Here is a 16,123-nt window from a genome sequence, read left to right as displayed (position 1 = left end):
TTAGTACGCTGCACACCAACGACGCACCGAGCGCAGTCACCAGGCTGATGGAGCTGGGCGTGCCAGCCTATCTGGTCAACGCCACGCTGCTGGGGGTGCTGGCGCAGCGCCTGGTGCGTACGCTGTGCCCGCAGTGCAAGCAGCCCGATCCGGCCGCCACGCTGGAGACCTTGGCCGAGGTGGTCAAGCCCTGGCAGCTCAGCGGTAGTTACCAGCCCTACAAGGCCGTGGGCTGCGTGGATTGCCGCATGACCGGCTTCATGGGCCGCATGGGGCTTTACGAGTTGCTGGTGGTGAGCGAGGCCTTCAAGGAAAAAATCAACCGTGAACCAAATAGCGATGCGCTCAAGCGCCAGGCCGTGCTGGATGGCATGCATCCGCTCAGGCTGGCGGGCGCGCTGCGCGTGGCCGAGGGCATGACGGTACTGGAAGAAGTGCTGTCATCGACACCGCCATTGTCTTGAGCGCCTGCCATCACGCGAACGCACAGGGTAGCGTTCGTCGAAGATTGAAAGTTGTCGTGGCAAGATTTTTACAAGGAGAAACACATGGATTTGGGTATTGCGGGCAAGTGGGCTCTGGTGTGCGGGGCCAGCAAGGGCTTGGGGCTGGGTTGCGCCAAAGCGCTGGTGCAGGAGGGCGTGAACGTGCTGATGGTGGCGCGCGGGGCCGAGGCGCTGCAAGCTGCCGCGGCGCAGTTGAGCGCGCTGGCTACTGGCAAGACCGGGGCCACGGTGCAATGGGTCGCAGCCGACATCACCACCGAGGCAGGCCGCACGGCGGTGCTGGCGCAGCGCGCCGAGTTCGACATTTTGGTGACCAATGCCGGCGGACCGCCCACTGGCGACTTCCGCAATTTTGAGCGCGACGACTGGATTCGTGCGCTTGATGCCAACATGCTCACCCCCATTGCGCTGATCAAGGCCACGATTGATGGCATGGCGGCGCGCGGCTTTGGCCGCATCGTCAACATCACTTCCGGCGCGGTCAAGGCCCCGATCGACGCGCTAGGCCTGTCCAATGGCGCGCGCAGCGGCTTGACAGGCTTTGTCGCTGGCCTGGCGCGCAGCGGTGTGGCCGCCAAGGGGGTCACCATCAACAACTTGTTGCCCGGTGCTTTCGACACCGAGCGCCTGCAGTCGATCTTTCAGGGGGCTGCCGCCAAAACTGCCCAAGCGGTTGATGTGGTGGCGGCCACCCGGCGCAACACCATTCCGGCGAAACGCTTTGGCTCGCCCGATGAGTTCGGTGCTATCTGCGCGTTTCTGTGCAGCCAGCAGGCCGGCTACCTGACAGGTCAAAATGTGCTGGCCGATGGGGGCGCCTATCCGGGCACTTTCTGAAGTGCAATAAGCGTCGCTCGCTGTGGCGGTGGCTTCAAGGCGCCCCACCTTGTATGCCATGTTGTGCGCCCGCCTGGCACAACTTGAGCGCCGGGGCGAGCTACCGGCCCACCACGCACTGGCGCTGCGCAGCTTGTGCCACAAGCTTCTGGCCAGGCGCACCGCTGCGATTGAGCGTGACCCGCCAGCGGCCAAGCAACTGCCCCCGCATAAACGGCTGTGTCACGCTGCCCCGGCTTGCGGCCTGCCAGTGGGCAACCTGACCAGCCAGTTTTTTGCCAATGTGTATCTGAATGCACTGGATCAGTTTGTCAAACACACCCTGAAAGTGCGCCACTATGTGCGCGATGTGGACGACTTTGTTTTGCTGGGTGACAGCCCAGCGCAACTGCGTGCCTGGCAGGCACAAATAGCCGATTTCTTGCAAAACACCTTGCGCCTGAAGCTGCGTGACGATACGCGTTTACAAGCTTGTGCCCAAGGCATCGACTTTTTGGGCTACGTCGTGTTTGCCCAGCACCGCCGTATTCGCACACGGGTGGTGACCCATTGCCGCGACAAACTTCAGCACTGGTACGCACAACATCAACACCGTTGTTTGCGCCCTAGCGATGTGGCGCAACTCCAAGCTCTGTTGGGCAGTTACTGGGGTCACTTTACCCATGCCAAAAGTGTGCGGCTGCGCCGCCAATTGTTTGAACACATGCCCTGGCTAAAGCACCTGTTCAATCTGGGTGTGGATGGCAGTTTGTACCTGAAGAGCCCGCAGCGTTGGCAACTGGCCCGACACCGTGCTGTGCGTCAATTTTTAAAACCTGAAGGAGAAAACCTGTGAACCTGCTCAATACCCAGCGCCTGAACGGCCATCTATCCATGCCCACCCTGGGGCGCTATCTGCTTGGCCTGGTGCTGGCGGGGGCATGCATCAGCACCGCGCAGGCACAAGCGCGCTATAGCTATTCCACTGATGGTGCAGAGGTGACCGACAGCAAAACCGGCCTGATCTGGCAACGCTGTAGCGCCGGGCAAAGTTGGGATGGCAGCACCTGCAACGGCACGGCGGCCACTTATACGCATGAAGCAGCGCTTAGCTACGCCAAAACCCAAGCCCAAGCTGGCTGGCGTTTGCCCAATGTCAAAGAGCTGTTCAGCATCACCGACAAGACCCGTAGCAACCCGGCCATTGATGTCACGGCTTTCCCGGCAACGCCCCCAAGCTGGTACTGGTCTGCGTCGCCATATGCGGGCGATGCGGCCGACGCCTGGCTCGTCCTTTTCTACTATGGCGGCATCAGCTACGGCAACCGCGGCGACCTCAACCGGGTTCGCTTGGTGCGTTAGTGGGTGGTGGTTGCGCGGCGCGTGCCCGTCAGTGCTTGGGGCGCGCAGCGCCTTTTGGGGTATGGCTGTTTGACATGCTGCAATCACGCTTTAAAATGCGTAAGCACTGTAATTACATTTTGGGGTTGAGGTATGTTGGTCACTGCAAACACCCGTGATATCAAGCTGGTCGCTGTGGGTAATTCGCGCGGCGTGCGGTTGCCGCGTGAACTGCTGCGCAAATACGGCATTTCAGACGCTTTGGTGCTGGAAGAATTGCCCCAAGGCATTTTGCTGCGCGGCACACCCGGCGCCAAGCTGTCGCTGGATCAAACTTTTGCCGACATGGCGGCGGCGCAAGAAAACTGGAGTGATTGGGATGGCGTGGCTGACGATGGCCTGGCCACCCTGAAATGGTGAGCGCTCGCCCTGTCGGCATTCGGCGCTATGGCCTTTACTGGGCCAATCTGGACCCAGCACGCGGCAGCGAGATCGCCAAAACCCGCCCAGTGCTGGTGGTCAGCCCGGATGCCATGAACCAACGCGTTGATACGGTGGTAGTTTGCCCGCTGACCAGCCAGTTGCATCCGCAATGGGCGAGCCGGGTAGCTTGCGATTGCGACGGGCGGCCATCCGAGGTGGCGGTGGACCAGATTCGCACCCTCAGCAAGTCACGCCTGGGCAAGACCCTGGGCAAGCTTGATGCGGTGACTGCCGCAGAGGTGCGTGCCGTGATTCGCTTGCTTTACGCCGAGAATTAAGCCGACACACCCAGCTCGGTGCAGAGCATCAGCACTGTGGCTTTGAGCCGGGCCACTTCCGCTTCAAGCTGCTCGATGCGTGCCACCGTGCCAGCCGCGCCGTCGGCGCCACGGGTGCTGCCTGATTGGGCGAACTGCGCTTCATCCACCGGGCCGCACAGCAAATGCGCCCAGCGCTGCTCGCGGGCACCGGGGGCACGCGCCAGCTTGATCACCAGCGGGCCGCCTTTATCGAGCGAGCGGTCCTGCAACTCTTCCAGAAAACCTTCGACCGAGGAAATGTCGGCAAACTTGTACCAGCGTTCGGTGTTCAGGCGCAGTTCGGCGGCGGTTTGCGGGCCGCGCAGCATCAGCAGGCCCAACAGCACAGCCGACTGCTCGGGCACCCCCACGCCGCGCTGGAAGTTGTGTTCGTAGCGCGTCACGCGCCCTGACGCATTGGCGCGCACCAGCGACAGCGCCATGAGGTTTTCCAGCGCGCTGGCCACATCGGCCTCGCTCAGGTCCATCACCGGGTCGCGGCTGCTTTTCTGGTTGCAGCCCAGCATCAGCGAATTGAGCGACAGCGGGTAGCTGTCGGGCACGGTGCGGGCTTTTTCCATCAGCGTGGCGAGTACACGGGCCTCGATGAGGGTCAGGCACGGGGTCAGGGAATCGGGTTGGGTCAAAGTCATAATTCAGCCAAGTATGAAAAATATCGTCATTTTGATTTCAGGCAGCGGCACCAACATGGCCGCCATTGTGAAAACCGCACAGCGCGAGGGCTGGCAGCAAAAGTATGGCGCCCGGGTGGCTGCCGTCATCAGCAACAGGGCCGATGCAGCCGGACTGCGCTGGGCCAGCGCGCAGGGTATTGTCACCGAGGCGCTCGACCACAAGGCTTACCCCAACCGCGAGGCCTTCGATGCCGCGCTGGCGCAGCTGATTGACCGGTTTGACAGCCCCGACCAGCCGGCGCTGGTGCTGCTGGCGGGCTTTATGCGCATCCTGACCCCCGGTTTTGTGCAGCGCTACGCCGGGCGTTTGGTCAACATCCACCCCAGCTTGCTGCCCGCGTTCAGCGGTTTGCATACGCACCAGCGCGCCATCGACACCGGCTGCCAGGTGGCAGGCGCCACCGTGCACCTGGTGACCGCCGAGCTCGACTGCGGCCCGATCCTGGCGCAAGCCGTGGTGCCGGTGTTGCCTGGCGACACGGCAGACATGCTGAGTGCGCGGGTACTGACGCAGGAGCATTTGATTTACCCGCAGGCGGTGGCCGGCTTGCTTGAAAAAATGTAGGATCGCTCGACAGGAAAGGGTGCTACTCGTGGCGCAGTGCTTCGATCGGGTCAAGCCGGGCGGCACGGCGCGCCGGGAAGTAGCCAAACAGCACGCCAATGGCGGCTGAAAACACAAAGGCGATCACGTTCACGCCGGGGTTGAAGACAAACGGCACGTCCATGAAGCGGGCCAGGCCAATCGAGGCTGCGCTGGCCAGTACGATGCCCAGCACGCCGCCCAAAGCGGCCAGCACCACGGCTTCTATCAAGAACTGCAGCAGCACCTCGCCTTCGAGCGCGCCAATGGCCAGGCGCAGGCCGATTTCGCGGGTGCGCTCGGTCACGCTCACCAGCATGATGTTCATGATGCCGATGCCGCCCACCAGCAGACTCACCGCCGCCACCGCACCGAGCAGCGTGGTCATGACCTTGGTGGTGCCCGACAGCGTTTCGCCGAGCTGCTTGGTGTCGAGCACGTTGAAGTTGTTTTCGTCGTTCTGGGCCAGCTTGCGCCGTTCGCGCAGCAGTTCGGTAATGCCGGCCTTGACGCGCTCGGGGTCGGCGCCGTCCTGCATCGACACCATCAGCGTGTTGACGCGCGTGTTGCCGGTGATGCGGCGCTGCAGCGTGTGCAGCGGCATCAGCACCACGTCGTCCTGGTCGTTGCCAAAAGCGCCCTGGCCCTTGGCAGCGAGCACGCCAATGACTTCGCAGCTGATCTGTTTGACGCGCATGGTGCTGCCCACCGCCGCCCGGTTGCCAAACAGCTCGCGGCGCACGGTTTCCCCGATCAGGCAGACGCCCGCGCCGGCCAACTGCTCGTCGTCGCTAAAGCGGCGGCCATCGGCCAGTTTCCAGTTGCCGGTGAACAGCCATTGGTTGGTGCTGCCAATGATGCTGCTGTTCCAGTTGCGGCCGTCGAGCACCAGCACCGCGCCGCTGCGTGCCTCGGGAGCCACCGCCGCAATGCTGCCGACCTGGCTGGCAATGGCCTCGGCATCGGCTTCCTTGAAAGCGGGGGCGCCGCCACCGCCACCCATCATGCGCTGCCCCGGGCGTACTTGCAGCAGGTTGGTGCCCAAGCCGGAAATCTGGTTTTGAATGGCCAGCGTGGCGCCGTTGCCCACGGTGACCATGGTGATGACGGCGCTGACACCAATCACGATGCCCAGAATGGTCAAAAACGAGCGCAGCAGGTTGCGCCGGATCGAGCGCATGGCGAGCAGCAGGGTACTGAGCCACATGTCAGATGGCCTCTGTCGCCGTGGGGGCGGCTGGCGTGAGCTCAGACGGATGCGGGTTGCGCGTGTCGCTGCTCACCACACCATCGACAAAATGCACGATACGTTTGGCGTAGGCCGCCATGTCGGCCTCGTGCGTGACCATCAGCACGGTGATGCCATGATCCACGTTGAGTTGCCACAGCAGGTGCATGATCTCGCGGCTGCGCTGGGTGTCGAGGTTGCCTGTTGGCTCGTCGGCGAGCAGCACGGCGGGCTCGGTGACCAGCGCGCGGGCAATCGCCACGCGCTGCTGCTGACCGCCCGAGAGTTCGGCCGGGGTGTGGTGTTCCCAGCCCGCCAGCCCGACCGAGGCGAGGGCTTTTTTGGCCGCGGCATGGCGCATTTTGGCGGGCTCGCCACGGTACAGCAGCGGCAGTTCGACGTTTTCCTGCGCGCTGGTGCGCGCCAGCAGGTTGAAACCCTGAAAGACAAAACCCAGATAGCGCCGGCGCAGCAGGGCGCGCTGGTCGCGGCTCAGGGCTTCCACATGCACGCCGTTAAAAAGGTATTCGCCGCTGGTGGGCGTGTCCAGGCAACCCAGCACGTTCATGGCGGTGGATTTGCCCGAGCCGCTGGGGCCCATGATGGCGACAAAATCACCCGCCTCGATGGCCAGATCGACACCCTTGAGCGCCTGCAAAGCGGTGGTGCCCTGGCCGTAGGTTTTGGTGACGGCTCTGAGCTCGATCAGGGGCAGGTCGTTCATGGCTTGCCGGCAGCGCTTGCGCGCTGGTCGGTGATGACGGCCATGCCCTCGGTCAAGTCACCGCCGGTGATCTCGGTCATGCGGCCGTCGCTGATGCCGGGCGTGACGTTGACGGCCACTGGTGCGCCGTCACGCAGCACCCAGACCTGCCTGGCGGTACCGCCCGTGGCCGCTTTGCGGGCACCGGTGCGCGGCAGGCGCGGCAGCACGGTGGACATGATGTTGCTGCCCTGTTTGGCCTGGGTGGCACCGTTTTGTGGCGTGAAGCGCAGCGCGGTGTTGGGCACCAGCAGCACGTCTTTGAGCTCGACGGCGGTGATGGTGGCGGTGGCGGTCATGCCGGGGCGCAGGCTCAGGTCGTCATTCTTGACATCGAGCAGGGTCTGGTAGGTGACCACGTTGTCGGTGATGGTCGAGCCATAGGCGACCCGGGTGATTTTTGCCGGAAAGCGCCGGCCGGGAAAGGCGCTGACGGTAAAGCTGGCGGGCTGGCCGACCTTGACGCGGCCCACATCTGCTTCGTCCACGTTGACCTGCAGGCGCATCTGGCGCAGGTCTTCGGCCACGGTGAAGAGTGTGACCGCCTGCAGCGAAGCCGCCACCGCGTTGCCCGGATCGACCGAGCGCGTCAGCACCACGCCATCGGTGGGCGAGCGGATCGACGCTTTGGAACGGTTGGTTTCGTCGGTGGCGAGCGCCGCACGCGCTGCATCCACATTGGCGCGGGCGCTGGCCTCGGCGGCGAGGGCGCGCTCATGGGCGGCGCGGGCGCTGTCGAGTTCGGTCTTGGAGGGGACTTTCCCATCCGACAAGCGGGCCACTTCTTCGAGCCGGGCCAGGCTGGCGCTGCTTTCCTTGACGGTGGCTGTCGCCTGCGCCAACTGCGCCTGGGCGCTGGCCAGCGCCGCCTTGGCGCGCAGCACCTGGTCATTGAGCTTGGCTGTATCGAGTTCCACCAGCACCTGGCCGCGTTTGACCCGGTCGTTCACATCGACCAGCACGCGCAGCACGGTGCCCGAGAGCTCGCTGCCGATGTTGACCGAGCGCGTGGGTTGCAGCGTGCCGTTGGCGGTGACGGTGAGCGTCAGGTCGCCCTTGCTGGCGGACTCTGTGACATAGCTGGGCGCGGCCTTGCTTTGCTGGCTTTGTTGCCAGTAATAGGTGCCAGCAGTGCCAGCAAGCACCAGCAGCAAGCCCACCCACAGGGCGCGGCGGCGCCACCAGGGCGCCTTGGCTGGCTCGCGCAGCAGCGCCTGCAGGTCTTTGGTTTGCGGGCTGGCGGCTTGAGGGATTTTTTGAGAAGGTTCGGTCATACGGTGCTCATCGATGTGTTCGTTACCAGCCGCCGCCCATGGCTTTGATCAGACGCACATGGCCGCTGCTGAGGTCGGCTTGCAGGTTGGCCACGCTGACCTGGGTGCCAAGCAGTGTGCGCTGGGTATGCAGCACGGTCTGGTAATCAGTCAGACCGCTGTGGTACCGGTTTTGCGCCAGCAGCGCGGCGTTGTCGGCCGAACTGGCGGCCTGCTGCAGGTGGCCCAGTCGTTCGCGGTCATAGTGCAGGGCAATCAGGGCATCTTCCACTTCCTTGAGGGCATTCAGCAGGGTCTTTTGATAGGCGGCGCGCGTCTGCTCCAGCGCTGCTTGCTGGACCCGCACCCGGGCCTTGGATGCACCACCATCCAGAATCGGCATGGCCGCGCTGCCAAGAATCTGCGTGGCCAGCGCCGAACCGTTGCTGAAACCGGTCAGGGTGAGTGCGGTCAGGCCCAGCAAGCCGCCTAGTCTGAACCTGGGCAGGCGTGATTTGCGGGCCTCATCGACGGAGGCTATTGACGCGGTGATGCGCGCCTCGGCCGCGCGCACGTCGGCGCGCTGGCGCAGACTGTCTGCCGGAATGACGTTGGCCACTTGCGCGTCGATCTGCGGAATCGGCCCAACCGCGTGCAATACAGTTTCGAGTTCATTGGGGGTTTGACCGGTGAGCACGGCCAGGCTGTGCCGGGTCTGGTTCAGGTTGCTTTGCAGCGTCGGAATTTGTGCCGCCGCCTGGGCCTCGGCGGTTTCGGCCTGCGCCACTTCGAGTGAGGTGACCAGCCCCGCCTGGGCGCGCCAACGGGTGATTTGCAGGGTCTCCTGCTGGCTGCTCAGGTTGTCTTGAGCAATGTCGAGTTGGGCTTGCAAGCTGCATAACTGGATGTAGGCCAGCGCCACTTCAGCGGTCATGCTCAGCTGCACATCGCGCAAATTGGCGATGGCGGCCTGCATCTCGGCTTCACTGTTGGCGACCGCGCTGCGGTTGGCACCAAACACGTCGAGCTCCCAGCTGGCGTCCAGCCTCCCTCTGAAGTTGACGCTGGACGGGCCGCCCTCCGAGGTGTTGCGCTGCACCGAGCCCGATACGGTCAGATTGGGCCGGTTGGCGGCCAGACTGACATCGCGCAGCGCGCGCGCCTGTTGCAGGGCGGCTTGCGCTGAAATAATGGTGGGGTTGGCGCGCATGGCCCGGTCAATCAGGTCGGCCAGCAAGGGGTCGTGAAAGTCGTTCCACCAGATGGCGTGGTTAAGCGCCTGATTGGTATTGGGGTCGGGGGTTTCTTCGTACTCGAACCAGCTGGCGCAGCCGCCCAGCAGCAGGGTCAGCGACAGCGCCACGGTGCATGCCAGGCGCGCACGCCTGCACGCCGGGACTGGCCCGGACTGGGGGTGTTTGGGGGACGAGATCATCTTGATTGTGGATGCTTGACTGCGGTTCGTTATGGATGATGGCGCAGGGGCAGGGGCAAGGCAACAAAATTGGGCAATTTCATTTTGCCAGCCCGGTATCCGAGCAGTAAAGCTGCTTGAAGTTCCCGTGGGACAATCGCCACCCTATGCATCCAAAAGCCCTCCTTGAAGCCTGTTCCGAACTGGTTCGCCTGACCCTCAAATTTGACCACCCGGCAGATGCCATTGTGTCGCGGTTTTTTCGCGATCACCGTGGCTTTGGGCCGCGTGAGCGTGCCACCCTGGCCGAGACGGTCTATACCGTGCTGCGCAAAAAGCAGCTTTTCGAGCATTTTGCACCATCGGGCAGCGGCCCCAAGGAGCGCCGCCTGGCAATTTTGGGGTTTTACGGCCCCGGCGACTTCTTGCGCAGTGCCCTCAACGAGCAAGAAATCAACTGGCTCGACCAGTGCGAAAAAATCAAGATTGATGACCTGATGGAGCGCCACCGGCACAACCTGCCCGATTGGTTGGTGCAGCCGCTCAAGGACCAACTGGGCGACGAGTTCTGGCCGCTGGTGGAGAGCTTTAACAAGGGTGCCGGGCTGGATTTGCGTGTCAACACCTTCAAGGCCAAGCGCGCCGACGTGCAAAAAGAGCTCGCTGGTTTGGGCATCAGGGCGGTGCCGACACCGTATTCGCCCTGGGGCTTGCGCATTGCCGGCAAACCGGCGCTCAACAAGCTGGAGGCTTTCAAGCGCGGCGACTTCGAGGTGCAGGACGAAGGCTCGCAATTGCTGGCCATGTTGCTCGACGCCAAACGCGGCGAGATGGTGGTCGATTTTTGCGCCGGGGCCGGTGGCAAGACGCTGGCCATCGGTGCGGCCATGCGCAGCACCGGGCGGCTCTATGCGTTTGACACCTCGGCCGGCCGACTCGATGCGTTCAAGTCGCGGCTGGCGCGCAGCGGCTTGTCCAATGTGCACCCTGCGGCAATAGCCCATGAGCGCGATGACCGCGTCAAGCGCCTGCGCGGCAAGATTGACCGCGTGCTGGTGGATGCGCCTTGCACCGGCATGGGCACTTTGCGCCGCAATCCGGATTTGAAATGGCGGCAAAACCAGCAGGCCGTGGATGAAATGGCTGTGCTGCAAGCCGCCATTTTGCAGAGTGCGGCGCGGCTGGTGAAACCGGGCGGGCGCCTGGTGTATGCCACCTGCAGCGTGCTGCCGCAGGAAAACGAAGCCGTTGCGCTCGCCTTTTCTGAAGCTAATCCCGACTTTGTGCCGACGGATGTTGGCCAGATTCTTGTGGGGCTTAAAGTGGACAACGCGGCTACTTTGTGCAGCGGCGGCGACAATCAGCAGCGTTTTTTACGGCTTTGGCCGCATCGGCATCAAACCGATGGCTTTTTTGCTGCCGTCTGGCAGCGTCAATAAAATTATTTGAGAGACAAATCAATGACTTCATTGCTGGAATGGGGTGCCAACGGCTTTTGGCACTTGAGCACTTGGCAAATCGTGCTGTTTACCTTGGTCATGACCCACATCACCATGATCAGCGTCACTATTTTTCTGCACCGTCACCAGGCGCATCGGGCGCTGGACCTGCACCCCATTGCATCGCATTTCTTTCGCTTCTGGCTGTGGCTCACCACCGGCCAGGTGACCAAGGAGTGGGCTTCCATCCACCGCAAGCATCACGCCAAATGCGAGCAGCCCGATGACCCGCACAGCCCGCATGTGTACGGCATCAAGACGGTGTTGCTGCAGGGCTACGAGTTGTACCGCAAAGAGGCGCAAAACAAGGAGACCATGGTGCGTTTTGGCCACGGCACGCCCAATGACTGGCTCGAGCGCAATCTCTACACGCGGTTTTCTTTTGCCGGTGTGGCGCTCATGCTGGCGCTTGACCTGGCGCTGTTTGGTGCCGCCGGTTTGGCCGTGTGGGCGGTGCAAATGGCCTGGACGCCGGTGATGGCGGCCGGCATTGTCAACGGTGCAGCGCATTACTGGGGCTACCGCAACTTTGAGGCGCCCGATGCCAGCACCAACATCTCGCCCTGGGGCATTTTGATTGCGGGCGAAGAGCTGCACAACAACCACCACACTTATCCCACCTCGGCCAAGTTGTCGGTCAAGCCCTATGAATTTGACATTGGCTGGATGTACATCAGTGTGCTGCAGTGCGTGGGTTTGGCGCGAGTCAAAAAAATACCGCCACGGCTGGCCCTGGGTGCTGTGCGCCCGGTGGCCGACGAGCAAACCTTGGAAGCCCTGATTCAAAACCGCTACGAATTGATGGCCACTTACGCCCGCGGCATGCGCCAGGCTTTTAACGATGAATTGAGCGCCCTGAAAGCCCGCCGTCCGGATGCTTCCATGCTCAGGGCAGCCAAAAGCTGGCTGCACCGCGACACCGAGAAGGTGCCCGCCTCAGTGGCTACCCAACTGGCCATGGTGCGCGCTGCGTCACCCGTGCTCGACAAAATGGTGTTGATGCGCGAAGAGCTGCGCCAACTGTGGCTCAACCGGTCGCACACGCGCGAGCAGTTGGCAGCAGATTTGCAGGCCTGGTGCCTGCGCGCCGAGGCCAGCGGCATTGCTGTCCTTGAAGAGTTTTCCCGGAGGCTGCGCGCTGCCCGTGCCTGAGTGCGGGTGGCAGTGTGGCGCCGCGCAAGTCGCGTTATCATGACGGTTCTTCAAGCGGCAGCCAGACAACTCGCAATGCGTTGATTGCTTGCGTCACGTGGTGTAACCAAGCCCTTGAGCCGTTTCCATTCCCATCAGCCAGTAGCTCATCAGGATAGAGCACGAACCTTCTAAGTTCGGGGTAGGGGGTTCGAGTCCCTCCTGGCTGGCCATCAAAAAGGCAGGCTGATGCGCCTGCCTTTGATCCTTGGCATGACGGTGGTCGTGCAGTTTTGCCGCTTTTTCATGCCTCCAGCACGGCCACGGCAGTCTGGCTCACACCGGCATCGACGTAGGTGATCTGGCCGGTCATGCCCGAGGCCAGGTCGCTGAGCAGGAACGCTGCCACGTTGCCGACTTCGTCGATGGTGACATTGCGTTTTAATGGCGATGCCGCCGCCGAAATGCCCAGCAGCTTGCCGAAATCCTTGATGCCGCTGGCCGCCAGCGTCTTGATGGCACCAGCGCTGATGCCGTTGACGCGAATGCCCTTGGCGCCCACGGCGTCGGCCAGGTAACGCACGGAAGACTCCAGCGAGGCCTTGGCCAGACCCATGGTGTTGTAGCTGGGCACCACGCGCACGCCACCCAGGTAGGTCAGCGTCAGCAGCGATGCCGTTGGGTTCAAATAAGGCAAGGCCGCCTTGGCCATGGCGGGAAAGCTGTAGGCGCTGATGTCGTGCGCAATGCGGAAGTTTTCGCGCGTCAGGCCATCCAGAAAATTGCCGGCAATGGCCTCACGCGGGGCAAAACCAATGCTGTGCACAAAGCCGTCAAAAGTGGGCCAGGTTTTTGACAAATCCTTGAACAAACTGTCAATTTGCTCGTCAGAACCCACGTCGCAATCAAAAATCAGCGTCGAGTTGAAGTCGGCGGCGAATTCGGTGATGCGCTCCTTGAAACGCTCGCCCACATAGCTAAATGCCAGTTCGGCGCCCTGCGCGTGGCAGGCCTTGGCAATGCCGTAGGCAATCGAGCGATTGGACAAGACACCGGTGATCAGAAATTTTTTGCCTGTCAGGAAACCCATAGTAGCCTCTGCTTTTCAATTTAATGCAGAATTGTCGCATGCGCCGCCTGTTTTTTTTGATTTGCCTGAGTTGGGCGTCTCCTTTGTGGGCTGCGCACGGCTACGCGCTCTGGGGCGACCTCAAATACCCGGCCCATTTTGCGCACTTTGACTACGTCAACCCTGCCGCTCCTAAAGGCGGCGAACTGCGCTTGGTGAGCAACCTGCGGGTCTCGACCTTCGACAAATACAACCCGTTCACCATCAAGGGCTCGGCCCCGGCTTATCTGGCTGACCTGATGTTCGACACTTTGCTGACCGGTTCGCTGGACGAAACGGCATCAGGTTACGGTTTGCTGGCGCAGCATGTGACGGTGGCAGCGGACGGCCTGAGCGCCACCTTCATGTTACGACCCGAGGCGCGGTTTCACAACGGCGATGCGGTACTGGCGCAAGATGTGAAATACAGCTTTGACATGCTGATGGGACCCTTCACCTCGCCAGCCTACAAGACCGTGCTGTTTGACGTGGCGGGCCTGGACGTGCTCGACGACCGCACCGTGCGCTACCGCTTCAGGAAGCCCAACCGCGAGCTGCCGCTGACGGTCGGCGGTTTACCGGTGTTCAGTCGCGCCTGGGGTGCCGAGGGCGGCAAGCCCAAACCGTTTGACCAGATCGTCACCGATGTGCCGATTGGCAGCGGCCCCTACAAAATCGGCCCGGTGCGCTTTGGCAAGGACATCACCTATCTGCGCGACCCCGAGTACTGGGCCAAAGACCTGAACGTGCGTCGCGGGACGGCCAACTTCGACCGCATTACCGTGAAAATTTACAAAGACGGCACGGCGCGCCTGGAAGCCCTCAAGGCCGGCGAGTTTGACTTGATGCGTTTCTTTTCAGCCGGCGACTGGGCGCGCCGCGTCAACGGCAAGCGCTTTGATTCGGGTGAGCTGGTCAAGCGCGAATACCAGCACCGCCTGCCCACCGGTTTTCAAAGCTATGTGCTCAACACGCGGCGCGAATGGTTCAATGATGTGCGCGTGCGCCAGGCGCTGGGTCTGGCGCTGGACTACGAGTGGCTGAATCGGCAGCTGTTTTACAACGCCTACCAGCGCGTCAACGGCTTGTTTGGCAACACTGATTGCCAGGCCACCGGCTTGCCGTCACCCCAGGAGCTGGCTTTGCTGGCACCGTGGCGCAGCGCGGTGCCGCCGGAGGTTTTTGGCCCCATGACGCAGCCGCCGCGCACTGATGCACCGTCCTCACTGCGAGCCAACTTGCGCCAGGCGCAGGCCTTGTTGAACGCGGCAGGCTGGCAGGTGCGCGACGGCAAGTTGCGCAACGCGGCGGGCCAGGCGTTCGAGATCGAGTACCTCGACAGCAACGAAGGCAGCGCGCGGGTGGTCACGCCCTGGGCGCGCAACCTCGAAAAACTCGGCATCACGTTGAACTTTCGCCCGGTGGACTTTGCCCTGTACCAGCAGCGCCTGCAAAAATTCGAGTTTGACATCACCTCGCTGGCCTATGGCGGCACCCATAACCCGGGCCAGGAATACGCCGATCTGTTTGGTTCCCAGGCGGCTGATCAGGAAGATTCCGGCAATATGGCGGGTGTCAAGAATGCTGCGGTTGATGCCCTGATCAACGCCATGACCGGTGCCACGTCCAAGGCCGAACTGGTACCCGCCTGCCGCGCGCTGGAACGCGTGATCGCGCACAGCCACGTGCTGATTCCGCAGTGGTCGGCGCCAACGCACCGCATCGTTTACAACAACTGGCGACTCGACCAGCCCGCTGCCATGCCGCCGTATTCGCAGGGTGAGGGCTGGGCCATCGACACCTGGTGGGCCAAATAATGAACAGCCCTGTCGGAGGCTCGCTTCGTGTAGCACCTTTCCCCCTCAAGGGGGCAACACCGGTGGCGTGGCAAAGCCGGTTCCACGGTGTTCTGAGCTGGTGCATGGCAGCCCCCGCATCTTTTTTAAAGGGGTGTTTGCGCGATGTTTAGCTATATCTTGAAACGCCTGTTGCTGATGGTTCCCACGCTGTTCGGCGTGTTGCTGCTGACCTTTGTTGTGATCCAGTTTGTGCCGGGTGGCCCGGTGGAGCAGTATCTGGCCGAGGCCAAGGCGGGCACCGGCAAAGGCGCGGCGGCCGAGAGCGGTGGCTTGAGTTACCGGGGCGCGCAGGGGGTGGACCCCAAACGCATCGAACAGATCAAGGCCTTGTATGGTTTTGACAAACCCGCGCATGAGCGGTTCTTTCAAATGCTGGGCCAGTTTGCCCGTTTTGATCTGGGCAGGAGTTTTTTTCAGAACAAAAGTGTTTCTGAACTGATTTGGGAAAAGTTGCCGGTGTCGATCAGCCTGGGGCTGTGGACGTTTTTTATCAGCTACCTGATTGCCGTGCCGCTGGGCGTGGCCAAGGCGGTGCGCGCCGGCTCGCGGTTTGACTTTGTCACCACGCTGCTGGTGTTGCTGGGTTACGCCATTCCGGGCTTTGTGCTGGGTGTGGCGCTGCTGGTGATTTTTGGTGGCCAGTTGCAGTGGTTCCCGCTGCGCGGTCTGACCAGCAGCAATTGGGACGAGCTGAGCTGGGGCGCGCGCGTGGTGGACTACCTGTGGCACATCGCCATGCCTGTGACGGCGATGGTGCTGGGCAGTTTTGCCGTGACCACCATGCTGACCAAAAATGCCTTTCTGGAGGAAATCCGCAAACAATATGTGGTCACCGCGCGCGCCAAGGGCCTCGACGAGCGCCAGGTGCTGTGGGGTCATGTGTTTCGCAACGCGCTGATTCCCATCATCACCGGTTTTCCGGCGGCGTTCATCGGCGCGTTTTTTACCGGCTCGCTGCTGATTGAAACGCTGTTTTCACTCGACGGTCTGGGCCTGCTGAGCTACGAGAGTGTGATTCGGCGCGACTACCCGGTGGTGTTGGGCACGCTGTATTTCTTTACCCTGATTGGCCTGGTGACCAAGCTGATTTCAGATTTGTCTTATGTCTGGGTGGACCCGCGTGTCAAGTTTGACTAAACCCCCTG

17 protein-coding genes and 1 tRNA gene are annotated in these 16,123 nt (G+C 62.2%); 12 read left to right on the top strand and 6 right to left on the bottom strand.

All coding sequences use genetic code 11. The features are described 5' to 3' along the window. The 6 genes from IBX54_RS06655 to IBX54_RS06630 all read left to right on the top strand — a co-directional run. The coding region (locus tag IBX54_RS06655) for an ATPase, T2SS/T4P/T4SS family (protein ID WP_296541882.1) at nucleotides 1-464 on the top strand (464 nt) is incomplete at its 5' end. An 84-nt stretch (nucleotides 465-548) separates the two neighbouring features. Then, the gene (locus tag IBX54_RS06650) at nucleotides 549-1,343 is read left to right on the top strand and encodes an SDR family oxidoreductase (protein ID WP_296541881.1); all 795 of its coding nucleotides are present in this window, start codon (nucleotides 549-551) and stop codon (nucleotides 1,341-1,343) included. Nucleotides 1,344-1,401: 58 nt separating this feature from the next. Continuing rightward, nucleotides 1,402-2,178 carry an RNA-directed DNA polymerase gene (locus IBX54_RS06645; RefSeq protein ID WP_296541880.1) on the top strand — a complete coding sequence of 259 codons (777 nt, stop codon included), beginning with the start codon at nucleotides 1,402-1,404 and terminating at the stop codon, nucleotides 2,176-2,178. Further along, nucleotides 2,175-2,684, top strand: a complete 510-nt coding sequence (locus IBX54_RS06640; RefSeq protein WP_296541879.1) for a DUF1566 domain-containing protein — start codon at nucleotides 2,175-2,177, stop codon at nucleotides 2,682-2,684. Before IBX54_RS06645 ends, IBX54_RS06640 begins: the two co-directional genes overlap by 4 nt. 132 nt (nucleotides 2,685-2,816) lie before the next feature. Next, entirely contained in the window at nucleotides 2,817-3,083 is a 267-nt protein-coding gene (locus IBX54_RS06635; RefSeq protein ID WP_296541878.1) for an AbrB/MazE/SpoVT family DNA-binding domain-containing protein, read from the top strand. Continuing rightward, on the top strand, nucleotides 3,077-3,424 hold the full coding sequence (locus IBX54_RS06630) for a type II toxin-antitoxin system PemK/MazF family toxin (RefSeq protein ID WP_296541877.1): 348 nt from the start codon (nucleotides 3,077-3,079) through the stop codon (nucleotides 3,422-3,424). Before IBX54_RS06635 ends, IBX54_RS06630 begins: the two co-directional genes overlap by 7 nt. On the opposite strand, the gene IBX54_RS06625 is transcribed toward IBX54_RS06630, so the two are convergent. Continuing rightward, a complete protein-coding gene (locus IBX54_RS06625) occupies nucleotides 3,421-4,098 on the bottom strand; it encodes a YceH family protein (RefSeq protein WP_296541876.1) in 678 nt (225 codons plus the stop codon). The two genes, IBX54_RS06630 and IBX54_RS06625, sit on opposite strands and share 4 nt — an antisense overlap. Nucleotides 4,099-4,111: 13 nt before the next feature. Between IBX54_RS06625 and purN the strand changes: the two genes are divergently transcribed. Then, the gene (gene purN, locus IBX54_RS06620) at nucleotides 4,112-4,705 is read left to right on the top strand and encodes a phosphoribosylglycinamide formyltransferase (protein WP_296541875.1); all 594 of its coding nucleotides are present in this window, start codon (nucleotides 4,112-4,114) and stop codon (nucleotides 4,703-4,705) included. A gap of 22 nt (nucleotides 4,706-4,727) precedes the next feature. Here the strand turns inward: purN and IBX54_RS06615 are convergent, their stop codons facing one another. The 4 genes from IBX54_RS06615 to IBX54_RS06600 are packed head-to-tail and all read right to left on the bottom strand — an operon-like array spanning nucleotide 4,728 to nucleotide 9,330. Next, entirely contained in the window at nucleotides 4,728-5,930 is a 1,203-nt protein-coding gene (locus IBX54_RS06615; protein WP_296541874.1) for an ABC transporter permease, read from the bottom strand. 1 nt (nucleotide 5,931) lies between these two features. Continuing rightward, nucleotides 5,932-6,675 (bottom strand): ABC transporter ATP-binding protein, encoded by a 744-nt coding sequence (locus IBX54_RS06610; protein WP_296541873.1) that lies wholly within the window; start codon nucleotides 6,673-6,675, stop codon nucleotides 5,932-5,934. Continuing rightward, a complete protein-coding gene (locus IBX54_RS06605; protein ID WP_296541872.1) occupies nucleotides 6,672-7,988 on the bottom strand; it encodes an efflux RND transporter periplasmic adaptor subunit in 1,317 nt (438 codons plus the stop codon). Before IBX54_RS06605 ends, IBX54_RS06610 begins: the two co-directional genes overlap by 4 nt. Before the next feature lie 22 nt (nucleotides 7,989-8,010). Then, nucleotides 8,011-9,330, bottom strand: coding sequence for an efflux transporter outer membrane subunit (locus IBX54_RS06600; protein ID WP_296541871.1), 1,320 nt, complete (start codon nucleotides 9,328-9,330; stop codon nucleotides 8,011-8,013). A 218-nt stretch (nucleotides 9,331-9,548) separates the two neighbouring features. On the opposite strand from IBX54_RS06600, the gene IBX54_RS06595 reads away from it, so the two are divergent. The 3 genes from IBX54_RS06595 to IBX54_RS06585 all read left to right on the top strand — a co-directional run bounded on the left by IBX54_RS06595 (nucleotide 9,549) and on the right by IBX54_RS06585 (nucleotide 12,244). Continuing rightward, a complete protein-coding gene (locus IBX54_RS06595) occupies nucleotides 9,549-10,820 on the top strand; it encodes an RsmB/NOP family class I SAM-dependent RNA methyltransferase (protein ID WP_296541870.1) in 1,272 nt (423 codons plus the stop codon). A 21-nt stretch (nucleotides 10,821-10,841) separates the two neighbouring features. Beyond that, complete coding sequence (locus tag IBX54_RS06590; protein WP_296541869.1) at nucleotides 10,842-12,032, top strand: fatty acid desaturase; 1,191 nt, start codon at nucleotides 10,842-10,844, stop codon at nucleotides 12,030-12,032. Nucleotides 12,033-12,167: 135 nt separating this feature from the next. Beyond that, a tRNA-Arg gene (locus IBX54_RS06585) sits at nucleotides 12,168-12,244 on the top strand. Nucleotides 12,245-12,315: 71 nt separating this feature from the next. Here the strand turns inward: IBX54_RS06585 and fabI are convergent. After that, on the bottom strand, nucleotides 12,316-13,101 hold the full coding sequence (gene fabI, locus IBX54_RS06580) for an enoyl-ACP reductase FabI (protein ID WP_296541868.1): 786 nt from the start codon (nucleotides 13,099-13,101) through the stop codon (nucleotides 12,316-12,318). A gap of 38 nt (nucleotides 13,102-13,139) precedes the next feature. On the opposite strand from fabI, the gene IBX54_RS06575 reads away from it, so the two are divergent. Further along, complete coding sequence (locus IBX54_RS06575) at nucleotides 13,140-14,936, top strand: extracellular solute-binding protein (RefSeq protein WP_296541867.1); 1,797 nt, start codon at nucleotides 13,140-13,142, stop codon at nucleotides 14,934-14,936. 144 nt (nucleotides 14,937-15,080) lie between these two features. Next, nucleotides 15,081-16,115 (top strand): microcin C ABC transporter permease YejB, encoded by a 1,035-nt coding sequence (locus IBX54_RS06570; protein WP_296541866.1) that lies wholly within the window; start codon nucleotides 15,081-15,083, stop codon nucleotides 16,113-16,115. Nucleotides 16,116-16,123: the final 8 nt, after the last annotated feature.

This window comes from Rhodoferax sp., from assembly GCF_014859475.1.
Classification (GTDB): domain Bacteria; phylum Pseudomonadota; class Gammaproteobacteria; order Burkholderiales; family Burkholderiaceae_C; genus Rhodoferax.
The sequence above is the reverse complement of the archived record's forward strand: the minus strand, read 5'-3'. Positions and strand labels throughout refer to the sequence as shown.